Below are 19316 nucleotides of genomic sequence, written 5' to 3'. Positions count from 1 at the left end.
CAGGAAGGAGCATCGTCAATCCATGATTATCCGATCCCAGGAGGCTGACCATGTGCTACGTCACGTCGAAACGCCCGCTCGACCGCGCTTGCCATCGCAGCCGGACCGCGGTCATCGCTGCCGGCACGGTGTTAGGACTTGGGTTGAGCGCCGCGAGCCTTGCGGCGGAGCCCGTCAGGCCTGACCTGACTCCCAAGCTGCAGGGGCTGCTGAAGAAGGAGATGATCCAGATCGAGTTGGCCATGCACGAGATCTACAGCGCCATCATCCAGGGGCGCCACGCCGTGGTGGCCGAGAAGGGACAGGCGATTCACGACAGCTTCATCCTGGCACAGTCGCTGACCGATGAAGACCGTCAGGACCTGAAGGCCGCCGTGCCGCCGGAGTTCCTGCAGATGGATGGCTACCTGCACGAGCTTTCGGCGTCCCTGGCCGAGGCAGGCCAGTCCCGGGACACCGCGCGGCAGGTGGCGTTGTACGCGCAGATGACCGAATCCTGCGTGGCTTGTCACAGCGCCTACGTGACCGATCGCTTCGAGGGGCTGCAGGACGCCGAGATACCGGCGGGCTGGGGCAGAGCGCCTGCCGAGCAGGAGAGCGGTCAGGGCGATTGACCCCTGTCGGCCTGGTGCCTCCCAGGCGGAGATCCCGGCCCGGCGACGCGATGGCCGAGGGGCTTCTGCCTGGCTGGTCGGCTCTGCCGGGCGCCATCATGGCGCAGGCGGCCCTGTCGTCGCCCTGCTGCGGTGCAGCGACGAGGCATTCTGCCGACGGCTGGCCCTGGCCGCTGTCGCAATATTCTCGTTAATTCACTGTTATCAAATGGCTATTTCGGGAGTGGCCCGCTAATCGCAATACATTGGGCAGAGTCGCCGCCGACGGTGGCGATTCCCAAGTGAGCTGGCGTGCTCCTCCTGGTCCCCTTCGGGGGACCTTTTTTATCTCCGCGGCATGGGTATGCTGAGGGGCCTGGAACCCGCCCCCGCAAGGAGCCTGCCCATGTCTGCCGATCAGCCTGCCGACCTGCCCACCGATGCCTCCCCCTTCGACCGGGTGATGGCCGCCCTGGATGCGCTGCACGCCGAGGACCCCCGCCGGGTCGAGGTGGCGGGTGAGCGCCTGCCCCAGGAGCTGTGGCATGCCGGGCGGATGAGCGCCTGGCTGGAGCGGCTGCATGCGTCCCCCGATGAGCGGATGCGGCTGGCGGTGCGCGGCCAGCACCTGCAGCGCTGGACGGTGCCGCGCGGCGACTATCCCGAGGGCCGGGTGGGCTACCTGACCTGGCGTCGTGACCAGGGCCAGCGCGCCGGCGAGACCACCGCACGGCTGATGCGCGAGGCGGGCTATGGCGAGGAGGAGGCCGAGGCGGTGGCGCGGATGATCCGCAAGCAGGGGTTGGGGCGCGATGCCGGCGCCCAGGCGGTGGAGGATTGCGCCTGCCTGGTGTTCCTGGAGAACTACTTCGCCGATTTCTCTCGCCAGATCGACCACGACCACCTGATCCGCATCGTGCAGAAGACCTGGAAGAAGATGTCGCCGCGGGCCCACGAGCTGGCGCTGGGGCTGCCGATGAGCGGCGAAGCGCGGGCCCTGGTGGAGGAGGCATTGGCGGGCTAGCCCCGCAGCACCAGGCCAGACATGACGACGGGCGAGCCATCGCGGATGGCTCGCCCGTCGTGCGTTCGGGGGAGGGTGGCGATCGCGCTACTCGGCCAGGGTCTGGGCGGCCTCGAGGTAGGCGGCGCCGTGGGTACGCACGCGCTCCTGTTCCAGGGTCTCGGAGCCGAGGTGCACCTCCTCGAGGTCCACGGCCATGGTGTCGAGTTCCTCGTCGATCCTGGCCAGGGCGTTCTCGAGGGTGTAGGTGAGCTCGTGGATGGTGCCGAGGTCGGCGTTGCTGAGCTCGTCCTGGGCCAGCAGCTCGGCCAGCCGGCGGTTGGTCTCGGTGAAGTGGGTGACCGCCTGCTCCAGGGTCTCGGCGCTCTCGCCCTCGAAGTGGTCGGCGCGCTCCTGCTCGTCGGCATTGGCGGCGGTGCCCAGCAGGCCGAAGCACAGGGCGGTGAACAGCAGCTTCTTCATGGGGTGTCCTCGCTGTCGATGAGAATCGTTGTCAGCGATAACCTTAGTCGTCATCCAGGATAATGACAAGCATTGTTATTTGCGCCTGAGTCTTTTTTGCTCTGCGTCAGACTTTCCTGCGTCAGGCCGCCGGCAGCGTCACCTCGAGGCTCGTCTTGCTTTCGCAGGGTTTGCCGTGGCGCAGGATCAGGCGGCGGGCGTCGAGGTCCATCACCACCCCGAACAGCGTCTCCATGCGCTCCTCCGCCGGCTGGTCGGGGTTGAAGTGGCGGCAGATCGACAGCGGATGGCCGTGGTGGTCGGCGAGGATCTCGAACAGGCGTCCCTCGTTCACCGCAACATCGTCCGGCAGCTCGTCCAGCAGGGCGTCCAGCCGGGCCAGGCGTGGGCGGGAGTCGACGCGCGGGAAGTCCTCCACCCGGCAGGTCACCTCCCGTGCGCAGAGGTGGTTGGTATGGGTGACCACGCCGCCCCGGGGCGGCAGCCGGCCGGGCTCGCCCGGGTGCACCTCCAGCCCCAGCGCCTCGCCGCCGGCGCCGGCCACCAGGAAGTGCGCCGGAGAGCAGACGCGGTCCTGCTCCGCCACCGCCAGGGCGCCGGCCATGTCGGGGCTCTCGAGGATCCTGCGCAGCGCGACGTGGATCGGCAGTCCCTCGCCGCAGGTTCGCGAGCGGATGGCGTTGAGGCAGACGCCGATGCCGTGGGCGTTCATGCCGATCTTGGCCACCATGCCCGCCTCGCCGATGCTCACCAGCGGCGGGGCGTCGTCGCCCTCGATGCGCAGCGCCACCACGTTGTCGAGCTGGTCGGCGCGCCAGTCCCAGTTCTGCGCCAGCCACTGGTGGCCTTCCCGGGCCAGGGCGAAGGCGGAGCAGCCCCCGCTGGCCTGGGTCAGCGAGATCTCGCTGCGACAGTTGAGGGTGAGGATATCGGCGGTGTCGACCCCGGCGCCCTCGGCGATGCCCGCCATCTCCTCGAGGATGGCGGGGAAGCGCGCCTCGATCATGGCGCCGAAGCGCTGCGCTTCCTGCCTCGCCTGGCCCCAGTCGAGGCCGACGAAGTCCTGGAAGAGGCGGTCGTAGACGGCGATGCTCGAGCGAATCAGCCCGGCATGGGCACGGCCGTGCCCCACGCCGATCTCGCGCCGGCTGCCGGTGAGTTGGGTGAGCTGCATGGTGACCTCCGCGCGTCGGGGTGTGGCGGTCACTCTAGCATGGAGGCGTCGGTGGGGCCGGCAGGGCGCCGGCCCCCGAAGGGTCAGCTCTTGCGCGGCGCGTTGTAGAGGGTCTCGTCGAGCTCGCCCTCGCTCTTGGCGACCAGGGTGGTGACCATCAGGTCGCCGGCCACGTTCACGCTGGTGCGAGCCATGTCGAGGATGCGGTCGATGCCGGCGATCACCGCGATCGCCTCCAGCGGCAGGCCGATCTGGGCCATGACGATGGAGAGCATCACCAGGCCGGCGCCGGGCACCCCGGCGGTGCCGATGGAGGCCAGGGTGCCGGTGACGATGATCATGCCGTAGTCCGCCAGGCTCAGGTCGACGCCGAGCAGCTGGGCGATGAACACCGCCACCACGCCCTGGTAGATGGCGGTGCCGTCCATGTTGATGGTGGCGCCCACCGGCAGCACGAAGCCCGAGACGCCCTCGGAGACGCCGAGGTTCTTCTGGGCGCAGCGGATGGAGACCGGCAGGGTGCCCGAGGAGGAGGCGGAGGAGTAGGCCACCACCAGGGCGTCGAGGATGCCCTGCAGGTAGCGCAGCGGGTTGAGGCGACCCAGCAGCGCCAGCAGACCGGAGTAGACCACCAGTACGTGCAGGACGCTGGCCAGGTAGGCGACGCCGATCACCTTGGCCAGCGGCAGCAGCACCTCGAGGCCGTAGCTGCCGGCGACATGGGCGATCAGGCCGAACACCCCGAAGGGGGCGAAGGCCATGACGATGCCGGTGAGCTTGTACATCGCCTCGGCGAAGCTCTCGAAGACCCGCACCACCGGCTCGCCCTTGTCGCCGATCAGGGTCAGCGAGATGCCCAGGCCGATGGCGAAGACGATGATCTGCAGGATGTTGCCGCTGGCCAGGGCGTCGACGGGGTTCTGGGGCACCAGGCCGACCAGGATCTCCACCAGGCTGGGCGCCTCCTTGGCCTCGACCCCGGACTCGAAGCTCATCTCCATGCCGACACCCGGCTGGAAGAGCCAGGAGGCGAGCAGGCCGATGGCGATGGCGAAGGCGGTGGTGATCAGGTAGAGCGCGATGGTGCGGACCCCGATGCGGCCCATCTTCTGCGGGTCGCGCATGGCGGTGATGCCGACCACCAGGGTCGAGAAGACCAGCGGCACGATCAGCATCTTGATGGCGCTGATGAAGATGTCGCCGATGGGCTTGAAGACGCTGGCGCCCTCGCCCATCAGGGCGCCGGCCAGCACGCCGAGCAGCAGGCCGGCGAGGATCTTCTGCCATAGCGGGATGCGCCGCCAGAGGTTGCCCTCGGTGGCGTCGGGTGACTGAGGCATGACATGACTCCTTGCTGTAGAAAGTTGGCTTTATGGTGGATCTTTCGCAACGGGCGGCGATTCTACAGAAAGACCCTTCGCTGTTCTCGCAAAAAAAGCGCCTCCATGCTCTGCGTCATGGAGGCGCTTCAGGCCGCGGTCGGTGGGGGCAAGGAAGCTGTGGGGCCGGCAGGGCGCCGGCCTGGGGGGCAGGGTTAAAGCGCCTCCTGCAGCAGGTCGAGGAAGGCGTCCCAGGAGCGTTCGTCGGCGCGCTGTTGGTAGCGGTCGCTGCCGAAGACGGTGAAGGCGTGGGGGGCACCGGAGTAGACCTCGATCTCGTAGGTGGCGCCGGCGGCCTCGAGCTCCTCGCCGCGGGTGGCGACGTCGTCCAGGGAGATCGACTGGTCGGCCCCGCCGTGGGCGATCAGGAGGGGGCCGGCGCCCTCGGGCCAGCTCTGCCCCTCGGGGGTGGCGAGCCCGCCGTGGAAGGTGGCGTAGCCGGCCACGTCCTCGGCCGCGCCGGAGCGTGCCATCTCCAGCACCACGGCGCCGCCGAAGCAGTAGCCCATGATCACCGCGGGGGCGGCGGCCCCCTGGGCGCGGGCCTCGGCCAGGCCGGCCAGGGTGAGGGCACGCATGCGTTCGCGGTCCTCGTAGAGGCGGGCGGTCTCGGCCTTCTTGGCTTCGGTCTCGACCGGGCGATTGCCCTGGCCATAGAGGTCGGCGGCGAAGGCGTCGTAGCCAAGCTCGGCGAGCATGTCGGCGCGGCGCCGCTCGTAGTCGTCGAGGCCGTCCCAGTCGTGGATGATCAGCACGCTGCCGCGGGACTCGCCCTCGGCCAGGGAGAGATAGCCTTCGAAGGCCTCGCCGTCGACGTCGTAGACGATGTCCTCTCCGGCGGGGTCGAAGGCGTGGGCGCTGGCGGCGGCCAGGCCCAGGGCCAGGGCCAGGGCCAGGGCCAGGGCGGTGGGTAGCAGGCCGGCGCGAATCAGGGAGGTGCGTAGGGTCATGGGGGGCTCCAGGGGTCGTCGGGGTTGCCCGGCTCAGTATAGGCGCCATGGCGGCGGCGCGAGGGGCCGAGCGTTGGCTGGGGTGGCTTGAGTTTTTCCCTTTGCCCTTCCAGATTTAGGGGGTGTGTCATCCCAGCAACCGAGCGAGACGAACAACATGAAGAAGAGCCCAGTGCAGAAGAGTCTGGTAGCGATGGCGGTGGCCGCCTCCACCCTGGCCATGGGCGCGGCCCAGGCCGAGGTGAAGATCGGCTTCCTGGGGGGCTTCACCGGACCGATCGAGACGCTGACCCCGCCGGTGTATGACGCCGCGCAGCTCGCCGCCCAGCACGTCAACGAGCAGGGCGGCCTGCTCGACGGCCAGCAGGTCGCCATGCCCAGCGGCGACACCACCTGCTCGGACGCCTCGGCGGCCTCCAACGCCGCCGACCGCCTGGTCAACAGCGAGCAGGTCACGGCCATCGTCGGTGCGCTGTGCACCGGGGCGACCATCGCCGCGGCCAACAATGCCGCGATTCCCGGTGGCGTGGTGATGGTCTCGCCGGCTTCAACGGCCCCCGCAGTCTCCGAGCTCGAGGACAACGACCTGGTGTTCCGTACCGTGCCTTCCGACGCCTTCCAGGGTGAGGCGTTGGCCAAGATGCTGCTGGCCAAGGGCATCGACGAGGTGGCGGTCACCTACGTCAACAACGACTACGGCCGCGGCCTGGCCGATGCCTTCGTGGCCACCTACGAGGCCGAGGGCGGCACGGTGGCCGAGAACCTGGCCCACGAGGACAACCGCGCCGACTACCGCGCCGAGCTGGGTACCCTCTCGGCTACCGGCGTGCCCAACCTGGTGGTGCTGGCCTACGGCGACACCTCCGGCCAGACGGTGGTGCGCCAGGCCTACGAGAGCGGCATGTTCACCCAGTACATCGGTGCCGACGGCATGGTGATCTCCGGCCTGCTCGACGGCGTCGGCGTGGAGGTGCTCAACGACAGCTTCATCGCCACCCGCCCGGGCAACCCGGACACCCCGGGAACCGCGCGCTTCGTCGAACTGGCCGAGGCGGGCGGCATCTCCCACGAGGCGGTGTTCGCCGGCCAGGGCTACGACGCCGCCTTCCTGCTGGCGCTGGCCATCGAGCAGAACGGCAACGCCGAGCGCGAGGGCCTCTCCGCGGCGCTGCGCAGCGTCTCCTCCGCCCCGGGCGAAGTGATCCTGCCCGGCGAGTGGGAGAAGGCCAAGGAGCTGATCGCCGCAGGCGAGGAGATCAACTACGAGGGCGCCTCCGGCAGCCACGAGTTCGACGACAACGGCGACGTGCCGGGCATCGTCGAGGAGATGGCGGTCGAGGGCGGCGAGTTCGTCAGCAAGGGCTTCCTGGACAAGTAAGCCCGCTTTCCACCACCTGTGACACATCGGCCCCGGCGGGAAACCGCCGGGGCCGATGCGTTTTAACGGCTTTCGGCCGTCACGTCTCTCGGTGCTCGATCATCCGGACACAGGGGCGCTTCAGGCCGGTCGGGTGATGCAGGAGGTAAGAGGTCGCTCCTTGACGGGTCAATTTATCATGATAAATTTTCCGTAACGCCACTCATCCGGGGGTGGCGTGTGTCGAACCCACAAGGACAAGAGCCATGACCTCCCGTGACCAGGCGCTGAGTGCGCCGAAGAAGAAGTGGTACCAGACGGTGCCCGACCCCATGGTGTTGATCTTCCTGATCCTGCTGGCCACCTATGCGCTCACCTTCGTGGTGCCCGCCGGTGAGTTCGAGCGGGTCATGGAGGATGGGCGCACCCGTGTCGTGCCCGGCTCGTTCCAGTACCTGAGCGACGTCGGCGCCATCAACCCCTTCGACATCTTCGTGGCGGTTCCCCGCGGCCTCAACGAGGCCTCGCTGTATCTCTTCATCGTGTTCATCGCCGGCGGCCTCTTCCATATCCTGCAGCGTACCGGCGCGCTGGAGAACGCGATCGGCGTGGCCGTGAACCGCGTCGGTGTCGAGCGCCGCAACGTGATCATTACCGCCGGTACCTTCATCTACGGCTTCTTCGGGGTTGCCGTGGGCTTCGAGAACAACATCGCCCTGGTGCCCATCGCGGTGCTCATCGCCAGCGCCATCGGCTGCTCGAGCCTGGTGGGCACGACGATGGCGGTGGGTGGCATCGGCATCGGCTTCGCGCTCTCCCCGATCAACCCCTATACGGTCGGTGTGGCCCAGGGCATCGCCGAGCTGCCGACCTTCTCCGGCGCCTGGCTGCGCACCTTGATGGTGGTGTCGTCGCTGGCCCTGCTCTCCTTCTATATCTGCCGCTGGGTGGTGAAGATGGACTTCGAGGAGCCGGACAACACCAAGGCGATGAGCAAGTCCCTGGACCAGTACGTGATGACCGGCAAGGACAAGTGGACGCTGGGCGTTTTCGTGCTGGGCCTGGCGGCGATGCTGGTGGGGGTGTTCACCCAGGGGTGGTACATCAACGAGATCGCCGGGATGTTCCTGCTGATCGCCATCGTGATCGGCATCGTCAACGGCTACTCGGCCAACGAGATCGTCAAGCAGATGATGGAGGGCGCCTCCAAGGTGACCGCCGGCGCGCTGGTCATCGGCCTGGCCGCCTCGATCCAGGTGATCCTGCAGCAGGCGCAGATCATCGACACCATCGTCTATGGCCTGAGCGGCATGATCCAGGGCATCCCCGGCGCCCTGTCGGCGATCATGGCCAGCCTGGTGCAGGGGGCGATCAACCTCTTCGTGCCCTCCGGTTCCGGCCAGGCGCTGGTCACCATGCCCATTCTGGTGCCGGTGGCCGACCTGGTGGGGATGAGCCGCCAGCTGATGATCACCGCCTTCCAGGTCGGTGATGGCCTCACCAACCTCATCGTGCCCACCTCCGGTGGCACCCTGGCCATGCTGGCGCTGGGGCGCGTCTCCTACGAGAAGTGGCTGAAGGCGATCCTGCCCTTCATGGTGCTGGTCTACGGGCTGTCCTGGGTGGGGCTGGTGATCGGCCACCTGGTCGGCTACTGAGCGCCCCATGACCCTCTCCCTCCTGCATGTGCAGCCGGCTACCGGCACGGTGGCGGCACTGACCGCCACCGGCGGCGTGGCGGTCGGCGGCTATGTGCACCATGCCTGGCGCGGTATCGGGGCCTGTGCGACGCAGGGATTGGCCACCAACCCCTGGTATCCCGACACGCTACGCGCGGCGTTGAGTCAGTCGGATAGCGCCGGGCAGGCCCTCGCCCAGGCGGTGTCGGCGGACCCGGGGGCGAGCCGTCGCCAGTGCCTGGTGATGGATCGCCAGGGCCGGGCGGCCGTCCACAGCGGTGCCGACAACCTGCCCGTGATTGCCGCCAGGTGTCGCCCCACCGTCGCCGCCGCCGGCAACATGCTGGCCGATGCCGAGGTGATCGAGGCCCTGCTCCGGCACTTCCTCGAGCAGGCCTGCGTCAATGCCGAGGCGGCGTGGCGAGAGGTCGAATCCCCCCGCTACCGCGCTGACTACGAGGCGCTGCTTCCCGAGATGTTGGTGGCAGCCCTCGAGGCCGCACTGGCGGTCGGCGGCGATGGCCGCGGCACTCGCTCGGCGGCGCTGCGAGTGGAGTCGTTCTCCGCCGCCCCCATCGATCTTCGCGTGGACTGGGCCGAGCATCCGGCGGTCGAGCTGCGCGCCCTTCTCGAGCGGGTACGCGAGCCGACCTTCGCCGACTTCCTGGCCTCGCTACCGCTTCGCTGAACCCTGGAGTCCCCATGAACACTGCCAACGACGCCCCCTCCCTGGGGCAGACCCTGATGGCGCGCCTCGACGAGGCCGCGACCTTCTCCCGACCTGGCCCCGGCGTGACACGGCTGTTCTGCTCGGAAGAGCACCGTCAGGTACTCGAGCCGATCGGCGACTGGATGCGCCAGGCCGGACTGGAGCCGAGTCTCGACGCCTCGGGCAACCTGGTGGGACGCAACCCACGTGCGATCGCCGGGGAGAAGACGCTGATCCTGGGCTCCCACCAGGACACCGTCACCGAGGGCGGCAAGTACGACGGCATGCTCGGCGTCGCCCTGCCACTGGTGGCGTTGCAGGCGTTGAAGGAGCAGGATGTGGAGCTCCCCTATGGGGTGGAAGTGGTCGCCTTCGGCGACGAGGAAGGCACCCGTTTCCAGTCCACCCTGATCGGCAGCCGCGCCCTGGCGGGCACGCTGGATGACGAGAGCCTGGCCGCCAGGGACGCCGAGGGCATCAGCGTGGCCGAGGCCATCCAGGCCTTCGGTGGCGAGCCCGAGGCGATTCCCGACCTGGCGCGACGCCCCGAACAGGTGCTGGGCTTCGTCGAGGTCCATATCGAGCAGGGACCGGTGCTGGAGTCGCGTGAGCATGCGGTGGGCGTGGTGACGGCGCTGACCGGTATCGAGCGCCAGCGGGTCTCGGTCACCGGCAAGGCGGGCCATGCCGGCACGACCCCCATGGCGGGGCGCCGCGATGCCTTGGTCGGTGCCGCCGAGATGGTGGTGGAGGCCGATCGTCTGCTCCAGGCCACCGACAACTTCGTCGGGGTGGTCGGCAAGCTCGAGGTCCGCCCCAATGCCGTGAACGTGATTCCCTCCGAGGTGACCTTCACCCTGGAGCTGCGCTCACCGGACGCTGAGACTCGCGCCCGCGGGCGTGAGGAGATACTGAGCGCCTTTCGCCGCCTGGCCGAGGCGCGCGGCCTCGAGGTGGCAATCGAGCGCACCTACGCCGCCGAGGCGGTGGCCTGCGCCGAGTGGCTGATCGAGGTCCTGGAGGAGGCGTGTGACGGCGCCGGCGAGCCGGCCGAGCGGATGTTCAGCGGGGCCGGCCACGACGGACTGGCGATGCATGACCTGACCGATATCGGCATGCTGTTCGTGCGCTGTCGCGATGGCCTGAGCCACCACCCGGACGAGGCAATCACCGCCGAGGATGCCGAGCGCGCCACCCGGGTGATGATGCAGTTCCTGCGCGCGATGGCGTCGCGAGTCTGACAGCCAGGACGGAAGGGGGCTGATGGCGCCCGATTCAGCCGGTGAGGAAGCCGCGCTGTACCTGGGCCTCGTTGTCGTTCATCACCGCCTGGGCGGAGAGCATGTGCTCGCGCATCAGTGCCCGAGCCAGCTCGGCATCGCCGGCCTCGATGGCATCGAGGATACGCGCATGGTAGCGACACCCGGTGGGCCCGATCTGGTGGGCGCCGGGTTCGTAGAGCCGGCGATAGACGGTGAGGTCAGAGAGCACCTGTACGATGAAGCGGATGATGAAGGAGAGCAGCGGATTGCCACCGGCGAGCTCGGCCAGCATCTCGTGGAAGCGCAGCGACTCCATGTGTTGCTGGCGTTCGCCTTCCATGTCGCCGGCGGGTTCCGCGTAGCTGTGCAGACTGTCGCGCAGGCGGGCCAGGTCCTCGGCGCCGACCTTGCCGGCCAGCGACGCGGCCAGTTCGGGCTCCAGCGCCAGACGGATCTGATAGACGTCACGAATCGAGACGTCCTGGAAGTAGAAGTAATGGCTGAGCAGTGCCGTGGCCTTGGCTTCGCTCATGCGGCAGACGAAGACGCCGCCACCGGGCCCGGTGCGCGTCTCCACCAGCCCCTGGGCCTCCAGCACGCGGGTACTCTCGCGGATGGTGCCCTTGGAGACATCCAGCCTGGCCATCAGCTCCGCCTCGCTCGGCAGCCGGTCACCGGGCATCAGCTGGCGATCCACGATCCAGCCCTTGATGGTGTCCGCCACCCGATACGGTAAACGCCGACTCGCTGCCATTCGTCTTCTGTGCTCCCCGTTGCGACGAGGCCCATTATCGGCAAGATGGCGGGGCGTGGCTAACGCCGAAGCCACGCCCTCAACCTCCCCCTGTTCCTGGTTTCGCTCAGCCGTGGTGCTTCACCTTCTCGGGCAGCAGCCCCTTGGGCGCGAAGCGCAGCACCAGGGTGATCAGCAGGCCGATCACGAACACCCGGGCCTGGAGCGCGCGGCTGTCGAGGTTGGTGGGGGCGTCCCAGCCGAAGCTGCCCTCGCCGAAGGCGACCATCAGCTCGAGCACGCTCAGCGCCAGGGGCTCGGACATCACCCAGATCAGGTAGACCGTCAGGGCGCCGAAGATCGTGCCCAGATTGTTACCCGGCCCGCCCAGGATCACCATCACCAGCACCAGGAAGGTGTGGTTGAGGGGCAGGTAGCCCTGGGGGTCGAAGATGCCGTTGAAGCTGCCCAGGGTGGCGCCGCCGATGCCCATCAGGATGCAGCCCAGCACGAAGATCTCCAGGCGCCGGCGGTTGATGTCCTTGCCCATGGCGGCGGAGGAGATCTCGTTGTCGCGGATGGCGCGGATCATGCGCCCCCAGGGGGCATGGTAGGCGCGGGTGAGCAGGAAGAAGATCACCGCGATCATCACCGCCGTGACCGAGAGGTAGAACGCCCGGGCCAGGGTGAAGCCGACCGTCTCGGGGCCCGGCACCGGCCAGGGCAGCGGCGAGACGGTGGCGGTGCCGCGGGTCAGCCAGTCGGCGTTCTTGAGCACCGCCTTGATGATCTCGGCGATGCCCAGGGTGGCGATGGCCAGGTAGTCGCTGCGCAGCCCCAGGCACACCTTACCGATGAAGTAGCCGACCACGCCGGCCAGGGCGCCGCCGACGATCCAGCCGGCCCAGGGAGGCAGCCCCAGCCCGCCGATGTAGCCGAATTGCGACTCGATCTGCTCGGTGACCACGCCCAGGCGCGCCGAGACCAGCAGGTAGAAGAGCAGCGCCAGGGCCACCGCCAGGCCGGTGCGCAGCCGCCTGGGCACGCCCAGGTGGTGCAGGCGGCTGGCGCCCACCACCACCAGCACGCCGCCCAGCGCCATCAGCACCACCATGCCCAGCTCGCCGGAGAGGGGGCTTGCCCAGAAGTCGGCATTGACCGGCATGCTGAAGGCCATGGCGCAGTAGCCGCCCAGGGCCACGAAGCCCATCACCCCGGCGTTGAACTGGCCGGCGTAGCCCCACTGGATGGTCAGGCCCAGGGCAAGGATGGCGTAGCAGGCCGCCTCCACCAGCATGCGGGTACTGTAGGCGGCGCCCATCAGCGCGTAGACGCCGAAGATGGCGACCAGCAGGGCGCCGAACAGCGCCACCTCGCGCAGCGGGAAGCGCGACGGGGCGGCGACCAGGTCCTCTCGTTGCTTGTACTGTGTGCTCATCAGATCACCTTCCCCTTGAAGATGCCGGTGGGGCGCCACACCAGGATGGCGACCAGGAGGACGAAGGGCACCACGATCTTGTACTCCGTGCCGACGAAGGCGAGGTTATCGGCGCTGGCCAGCCACTCCGGCAGGCTGTCGCGGAAGGGGCGCAGCAGCACGCTCCAGTTGAACACCGCCAGGGTCTCGGCGAAGCCCACCACGAAGCCGCCGGCGATGGCGCCGAAGGGGTGGCCCACGCCGCCGACGATGGCCGCGGCGAAGATCGGCAGCAGCAGGAAGAAGCTGAGGTCTGGCTTGAAGGTGACATCCAGCGACAGCAGGGTGCCGGCGATGGCCGCCAGTCCCCCGACGATCACCCAGGTGACGGCGACGATCAGGTTGGTGTTGATGCCCGAGGCGCGGGCCAGGTCGGGGTTGTCGGACATCGCCCGCATCGCCTTGCCCAGCCGCGAGCGCGACAGGAAGAGGTGCAGTCCCACCACGCAGACGAGGGTCAGCACGAAGAGGATCACCTGGGGCTCGGTGATCACGATTGGCGCCCGGGCGCCCTCGAAGGGCAGGGCGAGGCGGAAGATCTCCTTGCGGTCGTCGACGTAGAGGCTCTGGCCGCTGGTGCCGGCGAACAGGCGGATCAGCCCCTGCAGCATCAGGGTGACGCCCAGCGAGGCGATCACCATGACGATGGGCTTGACGCCGTGGGCGCGCAGCGGCTTGTAGAAGGCCTTGTCGATGCCCACCGCCAGGGCCGCGGTGAGCAGCATGGCCAGCGGCAGCATCACCACCGCCGTGGGCAGCCCCAGGGCGGCGCCGGCCCCCGGGAAGGCGGTGGTCAGCAGCAGCACCGTGAAGGCGCCGAAGGTCATCATGTCGGCGTGGGCGAAGTGGGCGAAGCGCATGATGCTGAACACCAGGGTGACGCCCACCGCGCCGATGGCGTAGATCGACCCGGTGACGCTGCCGGCGACGACCACGTAGTTGAGGAAGAAGACGAATTCGTTCACGAGGTTGGTTCTCCCTGCTCCGGGGCTCAGCCGCCCAGGAAGCTCCTGGCCACTTCCGGGTCCGCCAGCAGCGCGGCGCCGGTATCGGTGAAACGGTTCTGGCCGGCGGCCAGCACGAAGCCCTTGTCGGCGATCGCCAGCGCCTGCTTGGCGTTCTGCTCCACCATCAGGATGCCGACGCCGGCGGCGTTGACCTGCTTCACCTGCTCGAAGATCTCGTTCATGTAGAGCGGCGAGAGGCCGGCGGTGGGCTCGTCGAGCAGCAGCACGCTGGGTTCGGCCATCAGCGCGCGGCCCATGGCGACCATCTGGCGCTGGCCGCCGGAGAGCTCGCCGGCGGGCTGGTGGCGCTTGTCGTAGAGGGGCGGGAAGAAGTCGTAGATCTGCTTCAGCATGCGCCTGACGTTGCCCGGCTTTAGGAAGGCGCCCATCTGCAGGTTCTCCTTCACCGTCAGGCTCGGGAAGACGTTGTGCTCCTGGGGGACGAAGCCCATGCCCCGCTGCACCAGCTTGTTGGGCGGCAGGTTGTGGATGGGCTCGCCGCGCAGCAGGATCTCGCCCTGGGTGACGGTGAGCAGGCCGAAGATGGCCTTGAGCATGGTGGACTTGCCGGCGCCGTTGGGGCCGACAATGACGCCGATCTCGTCGGCCTCGAGGGTCATGTTCACCCCGTTGAGGATGTTCATGCCGCCGTAGCCGCCGTAGACGTCGCGGGCATCAAGCAGTGGCATCGTGTGTCGCTCCGAAGTAGGCCTCGATGACCTCGGGGTTGTTCTGGATCTCCTCGATGGTGCCCTCGACCATCACGCTGCCCTGGGCCAGCACGATCACCGGGTCGCAGAGTCGGGCGATCATGTCCATGTCGTGCTCGATGACCAGGAAGGTGTAGCCCATCTCGCGATTGAGCCGCTCGATGTTCTCCACCAGGTCGCCGAGCAGGGTGCGGTTGACCCCGGCGGCGATCTCGTCGAGCAGCACCACCCTGGCGTCGGTCATCATGGTGCGGCCGAGCTCGAGGAGCTTCTTCTGGCCGCCGGAGAGGTTGCCGGCCAGCTCGTTGCGCACGTGGCGCAGGCCGATGAAGTCGATCACCTCCAGCGCGCGGCGGCGCACCTCCTCCTCCTCGTGGCGCACCCGGCCGGGCTTGAGCCAGGCGTTGAACAGGTTCTCGCCGGCCTGGGCCGGCGGCACCATCATCAGGTTCTCCAGCGCGGTCAGGTGCGAGAACTCGTGGGCGATCTGGAAGGTGCGCAGGAGGCCCTTGTGGAACAGCTCGTTGGCGGGGCGGTTGGTGATCTCCTCGCCCTCGAGCAGCACCTGGCCGCTGTCCAGCGGCAGGGCCCCGGCGATGATGTTGAACAGCGTCGACTTGCCGGCGCCGTTGGGGCCGATCAGGCCGGTGATGGAGCCCGCCTCCACCGAGAGCGAGCAGTCGTTGATCACCTTGAGGCCACCGAAGGCCTTGTTGACGTGTCGCACGTCGATCATGGATGCCATGCGGAAATTCTCTTGGTCGTTGTAATGGCCGACATGACGCCGCCGCCCGCAGGCGGCGGCCGGGATCACCGCTCCTGGCTCTCCTCCATCAGGAAGGTGCGGCCGGCGGCGAAGGCGCCGACGATCACCACCGCGCCGATGGCCGGGATCAGGTAGCCCTCCACCTGGGGGATGGCGCGCAGGAACACGAAGGAGACCGCCGCCGGGGCGACGAAGCGCACCAGGAAGCGCCAGGCACCGAACCAGGCCTCGTTGGTGCGCATCTCCTTCATCACCTCGGAGTGGGTCAGCGCCCAGCCGGCGAACAGCGCGATCAGCAGGCCACCCAGCGGCATGAAGATGTTGGTGAGCAGCTCGAGGAGGTCGAAGGCGCTGCGCCCGAACAGGCTGTGGAAGACGCTGGCCTCGGCCCACAGGTTGAAGCTGACCACGGTGAGCAGCCCCAGCGCCCAGGAAGCCACCACCATGGCGAACACCGCCTGGGGGCGGGTGAGGTCGAAGCGCTCCACCAGATAGGCCGCCACCGGCTCGATCAGCGAGATGGAGGAGCTGATCGCCGCGCCCAGCACCAGCACGAAGAACACGCCGCCGATCAGCGCGCCGCCGGGCATCTCGGCGAAGGCCAGCGGCAGGGTGACGAACATCAGCCCGGGGCCCTGGCCGGCGTCGAGGCCGGCGCCGAACACCAGCGAGAAGATCGCCAGGCCGGCGACCACCGCCACCGCGGTGTCCACCACGGCGATGGCGATGGCGGTGCGGGTCAGTGAGGCCTCGCCCGACATGTAGGCGCCGTAGGCCATGATGGCGCCCATGCCGAGGCTCAGGGTGAAGAACGACTGCCCCATGGCCTCCAGCCAGCCCTCGAGGCTCAGGTCGGCGATGTTGAAGGTGAACAGGAAGCCGGCGGCGGCGGCGAAGTCGCCGTTGACCGCCCCGTAGCCCAGCACCACCAGCAGGATAACGAACAGCGCCGGCATGATCACCCGCAGGCCGCGCTCGATGCCGCCATGGATGCCGAGCCCCACGATCAGTCCCGAGGCGATGATGAACAGGGTGTGGTAGAGGGTGAGCAGGGCCGGGGAGGCGAGCAGGGCGTCGAAGCCGGCGGCGATGGTCTCGGCATCGGCCCCGGCCAGGGCGCCGGTGAGCATCTGCCAGGTGTAGTGGATCGCCCAGCCGGCGATCACCGAGTAGAAGCTGAGGATCAGGAAGGCGGAGACGGCACCCAGCCAGCCGATGCTCTCCCAGCTGCGCGAGGTGTGGTGGGTGCGGGTCAAAAAGCGCATGCCCATGATGGGGCTGCGCCGGCTGTTGCGGCCGAGCATGATCTCGGCGATCAGGATGGGGATGCCCACGGCGAAGATGGTCAGGGCGTAGATCAGCAGGAAGGCGCCGCCGCCGTTCTCGCCGGCCAGGTAGGGGAAGCGCCACAGGTTCCCGAGCCCCACCGCCGAGCCGACCGCGGCCAGCAGGAAGGTGCCCTTGTGGGTCCAGACGTTATGCGTGCTCATCGATGCTCCCGCGACTCGAGTTCGTTGGCCTTGTGGGCCCAGCCCGCCACTTTGCGGCAAAACGACGCCGGGAGCCAGTGGCGGGGCGTTTACGACGCGTTAACGTCGCCGAAGATGCGGCTATCGACTAGTCATCCTCGGGCCGCTCCTCGGGGTCGCCGAGGGTCGGCTCCAGCGCCCGGCACTCGTCGGGCAGGCGCACGGTGTCGCCGAGGGCCAGCTTGCCGTGGGACTTGAGCCGCCGGCCGTTGTCCACCGAGATGATCGCCGCCACCTCGCCGATGCTGGTGCCGTCGACGTAGGCCTCCACCTTCACCCGCACCACGGCGCCCTGGTGGCGGGCCGAAAGGATGTCGCCGGGGCCGGGGTCCGAGTAGCCGCCGGGGTCCTGCTGGAAGTGGCGCATCACGCTGTCCGCGCCGGGGTCGTCCCACTCCACGTGCTTGTGCATCGGGTCTCTCCTCCTCTGGATGGGCATGTCTGCCAGGGCATGGCTCCAGCATAGAGGGTGGCGGCGCCGACGCGAAAGGCGCGCCATTCAGCATTGGAACAGTCGGAATGAAACAGTCGGAATGAAACAGCCGGAATGCAAAAGGCCCGCCGATCGGCGGGCCTTGCTGCGGGCGCGGGGCTTATTTCTTGCCGGCGCGCTTGCGCTCGTTCTCGGTGAGGAACTTCTTGCGCAGGCGGATGTGGTTGGGGGTGATCTCCACCAGCTCGTCGTCGTCGAGGAACTCGATGGCCTGCTCCAGGGTGAACTTCACCGGCGGGGTCAGCACGATGTTCTCGTCGTTGCCCGAGGCGCGCATGTTGTCGAGCTTCTTGCCCTTGGTGGGGTTGACCACCATGTCGTTGGCGCGGTTGTTGATGCCCACCAGCATGCCTTCATAGACCTCGGTGCCGTGGTCGATGATCAGCTTGCCGCGCTCCTGCAGGGCGTAGAGGGCATAGGCCAGCGCCTTGCCGGAGACCATGGAGACCAACACGCCGTTGCGACGCTCGATGGCGGCATCGGGCTTGAGCGGGCCGTAGTGGTCGAAGCGGCTGGTGAGGATGCCGGTGCCGGAGGTGAGGGTCATGAACTGGCCGCGGAAGCCGATCAGCCCGCGCGCGGGAATGATGAAGTCCAGGCGCACCCGGCCCTTGCCGTCGGGGTTCATGTTCTTGAGCTCACCCTTGCGGTAGCCGAGCTCCTCCATGATGGCGCCCTGGTGCTGCTCCTCGCAGTCGATGATGACTTCCTCGTAGGGCTCCTGCTTCTCGCCGTCGATCTCGCGGATGATCACCTCCGGGCGACCCACGGCGAGCTCGAAGCCCTCGCGGCGCATGGTCTCGATCAGCACCGAGAGGTGCAGCTCGCCGCGCCCGGAGACGATGAACTTCTCGGGGCTGTCGCCCTGCTCGACGCGCAGCGCCACGTTGTGGATCAGCTCCTGGTCGAGGCGGTCCTTGATGTTGCGGCTGGTGACGAACTTGCCGTCCTTGCCGGCGAAGGGCGAGTCGTTGACCTGGAAGGTCATGGAGACGGTGGGCTCGTCCACGGAGAGCGGCGGCAGCGCCTCGACGGCGGCCGGGTCGCACAGGGTGTCGGAGATCGCCAGGGCGTCGATGCCGGTGATGCAGACGATGTCGCCGGCGGTGGCCTCGTCGGTCTGCACGCGCTCGAGGCCGAGGTGGGTCATCACCTGGCCGACCTTGCCCTTGCGCTCCTTGCCTTCCTTGCTGACCACCACGACCTGCTGGTTGGGCTTCACCGAGCCGCGGGTGATGCGGCCCAGGCCGATGACACCCACGTAGCTGGAGTAGTCCAGCGCCGAGATCTGCATCTGGAAGGGGCCGTCGATCTCGACCTTGGGCGGCTCGACGATGTCGACGATGGACTGGAACATCGGCGTCATGTCCTCGGCCAGCTCGTCGGGGTCGGGGCCGGCGATGCCGTTGAGCGCCGAGCAGTAGATGATCGGGAAGTCGAGCTGCTCGTCGGAGGCGCCGAGGTTATCGAAGAGGTCGAAGATCTGGTCGATGACCCAGTCGGGGCGGGCGCCGGGGCGGTCGATCTTGTTGACCACCACGATCGGCTTGAGGCCCTGGTCGAAGGCCTTCTGGGTGACGAAGCGGGTCTGCGGCATGGGGCCGTCGACGGCGTCCACCAGCAGCAGCACCGAGTCGACCATCGACATCACGCGCTCCACCTCGCCGCCGAAGTCGGCGTGTCCGGGGGTGTCGACGATGTTGATGTGGTAGTCCTGGCCATCGGGGGCCTGCCAGCGGATCGCCGTGTTCTTGGCCAGGATGGTGATGCCGCGCTCCTTCTCCTGGTCGTTGGAGTCCATGATGCGCTCCTGCCCCTCGGCCTTGCGGTCCAGGGTGCCGGACTGCTGGAGGAGTTTGTCGACCAGGGTGGTCTTGCCGTGGTCGACGTGAGCGATGATGGCGATGTTGCGAAGATTCTCGATCACGACGGGATCCTGCTGGGAAAAAACGGGGACGCATTATAGGGGGTGAGGCGCGGCCCCTACCAGCGTTGTCTCGTGAACTTTGCGT

General features: G+C 68.2%; 18 protein-coding genes. 6 read left to right on the top strand and 12 right to left on the bottom strand.

All coding sequences use genetic code 11. From position 1 onward, the window contains the following. Window positions 1-50: 50 nt before the first annotated feature. Both BLP95_RS11380 and BLP95_RS11375 read left to right on the top strand, forming a co-directional pair. Window positions 51-614 carry a hypothetical protein gene (locus BLP95_RS11380; protein ID WP_089679484.1) on the top strand — a complete coding sequence of 188 codons (564 nt, stop codon included), beginning with the start codon at window positions 51-53 and terminating at the stop codon, window positions 612-614. 385 nt (window positions 615-999) lie between these two features. Then, on the top strand, window positions 1000-1617 hold the full coding sequence (locus BLP95_RS11375) for a DUF4202 domain-containing protein (protein ID WP_089679482.1): 618 nt from the start codon (window positions 1000-1002) through the stop codon (window positions 1615-1617). An 87-nt stretch (window positions 1618-1704) separates the two neighbouring features. On the opposite strand, the gene BLP95_RS11370 is transcribed toward BLP95_RS11375, so the two are convergent. The 4 genes from BLP95_RS11370 to BLP95_RS11355 all read right to left on the bottom strand — a co-directional run bounded on the left by BLP95_RS11370 (window position 1705) and on the right by BLP95_RS11355 (window position 5582). Continuing rightward, the gene (locus BLP95_RS11370) at window positions 1705-2079 is read right to left on the bottom strand and encodes a DUF6746 family protein (protein WP_089679479.1); all 375 of its coding nucleotides are present in this window, start codon (window positions 2077-2079) and stop codon (window positions 1705-1707) included. A 121-nt stretch (window positions 2080-2200) separates the two neighbouring features. Continuing rightward, window positions 2201-3253: a C45 family autoproteolytic acyltransferase/hydrolase gene (locus BLP95_RS11365; RefSeq protein ID WP_089679476.1), complete on the bottom strand. Its 1053-nt coding sequence runs from the start codon at window positions 3251-3253 to the stop codon at window positions 2201-2203. 83 nt (window positions 3254-3336) lie between these two features. Beyond that, window positions 3337-4593 carry a dicarboxylate/amino acid:cation symporter gene (locus BLP95_RS11360; protein ID WP_089679473.1) on the bottom strand — a complete coding sequence of 419 codons (1257 nt, stop codon included), beginning with the start codon at window positions 4591-4593 and terminating at the stop codon, window positions 3337-3339. A gap of 194 nt (window positions 4594-4787) precedes the next feature. Further along, on the bottom strand, window positions 4788-5582 hold the full coding sequence (locus tag BLP95_RS11355) for a dienelactone hydrolase family protein (RefSeq protein WP_089679472.1): 795 nt from the start codon (window positions 5580-5582) through the stop codon (window positions 4788-4790). A gap of 157 nt (window positions 5583-5739) precedes the next feature. Here BLP95_RS11355 and BLP95_RS11350 point away from each other — a divergent pair, with 157 nt between their 5' ends. The 4 genes from BLP95_RS11350 to BLP95_RS11335 all read left to right on the top strand — a co-directional run bounded on the left by BLP95_RS11350 (window position 5740) and on the right by BLP95_RS11335 (window position 10568). After that, window positions 5740-6960, top strand: coding sequence for an ABC transporter substrate-binding protein (locus tag BLP95_RS11350; RefSeq protein ID WP_031217542.1), 1221 nt, complete (start codon window positions 5740-5742; stop codon window positions 6958-6960). Between the two features lie 245 nt (window positions 6961-7205). Then, window positions 7206-8597: a YfcC family protein gene (locus BLP95_RS11345; protein ID WP_023004682.1), complete on the top strand. Its 1392-nt coding sequence runs from the start codon at window positions 7206-7208 to the stop codon at window positions 8595-8597. A 7-nt stretch (window positions 8598-8604) separates the two neighbouring features. Then, a complete protein-coding gene (locus BLP95_RS11340; protein ID WP_089679469.1) occupies window positions 8605-9306 on the top strand; it encodes a DUF1028 domain-containing protein in 702 nt (233 codons plus the stop codon). Window positions 9307-9320: 14 nt separating this feature from the next. Then, the gene (locus BLP95_RS11335; protein ID WP_089679466.1) at window positions 9321-10568 is read left to right on the top strand and encodes an allantoate amidohydrolase; all 1248 of its coding nucleotides are present in this window, start codon (window positions 9321-9323) and stop codon (window positions 10566-10568) included. A 34-nt stretch (window positions 10569-10602) separates the two neighbouring features. Here BLP95_RS11335 and BLP95_RS11330 read toward each other — a convergent pair whose 3' ends face one another. The 8 genes from BLP95_RS11330 to typA all read right to left on the bottom strand — a co-directional run bounded on the left by BLP95_RS11330 (window position 10603) and on the right by typA (window position 19231). Further along, on the bottom strand, window positions 10603-11343 hold the full coding sequence (locus BLP95_RS11330) for a FadR/GntR family transcriptional regulator (RefSeq protein ID WP_031217540.1): 741 nt from the start codon (window positions 11341-11343) through the stop codon (window positions 10603-10605). A 106-nt stretch (window positions 11344-11449) separates the two neighbouring features. After that, the gene (locus tag BLP95_RS11325; RefSeq protein ID WP_089679463.1) at window positions 11450-12760 is read right to left on the bottom strand and encodes a branched-chain amino acid ABC transporter permease; all 1311 of its coding nucleotides are present in this window, start codon (window positions 12758-12760) and stop codon (window positions 11450-11452) included. Beyond that, entirely contained in the window at window positions 12760-13764 is a 1005-nt protein-coding gene (locus BLP95_RS11320) for a branched-chain amino acid ABC transporter permease (protein ID WP_089679460.1), read from the bottom strand. The genes BLP95_RS11325 and BLP95_RS11320 overlap by 1 nt, the downstream gene beginning before the upstream one ends. A 26-nt stretch (window positions 13765-13790) precedes the next feature. Continuing rightward, window positions 13791-14495, bottom strand: coding sequence for an ABC transporter ATP-binding protein (locus BLP95_RS11315; protein WP_089679457.1), 705 nt, complete (start codon window positions 14493-14495; stop codon window positions 13791-13793). Continuing rightward, window positions 14482-15261, bottom strand: coding sequence for an ABC transporter ATP-binding protein (locus BLP95_RS11310; protein WP_089679454.1), 780 nt, complete (start codon window positions 15259-15261; stop codon window positions 14482-14484). The genes BLP95_RS11315 and BLP95_RS11310 overlap by 14 nt, the downstream gene beginning before the upstream one ends. 65 nt (window positions 15262-15326) lie before the next feature. Continuing rightward, on the bottom strand, window positions 15327-16772 hold the full coding sequence (locus BLP95_RS11305) for a sodium-dependent transporter (protein ID WP_089679452.1): 1446 nt from the start codon (window positions 16770-16772) through the stop codon (window positions 15327-15329). A gap of 127 nt (window positions 16773-16899) precedes the next feature. Then, window positions 16900-17223, bottom strand: a complete 324-nt coding sequence (locus tag BLP95_RS11300) for a hypothetical protein (RefSeq protein ID WP_089679449.1) — start codon at window positions 17221-17223, stop codon at window positions 16900-16902. Between the two features lie 181 nt (window positions 17224-17404). Continuing rightward, on the bottom strand, window positions 17405-19231 hold the full coding sequence (typA, locus tag BLP95_RS11295; RefSeq protein WP_089679446.1) for a translational GTPase TypA: 1827 nt from the start codon (window positions 19229-19231) through the stop codon (window positions 17405-17407). Between the last annotated feature and the right edge of the window lie 85 nt (window positions 19232-19316).

The organism is Halomonas shengliensis (genome assembly GCF_900104135.1).
Classification (GTDB): domain Bacteria; phylum Pseudomonadota; class Gammaproteobacteria; order Pseudomonadales; family Halomonadaceae; genus Halomonas; species Halomonas shengliensis.
Note: the sequence above shows the minus strand (reverse complement) of the source record. Positions and strands in the feature narration are given on the sequence as shown.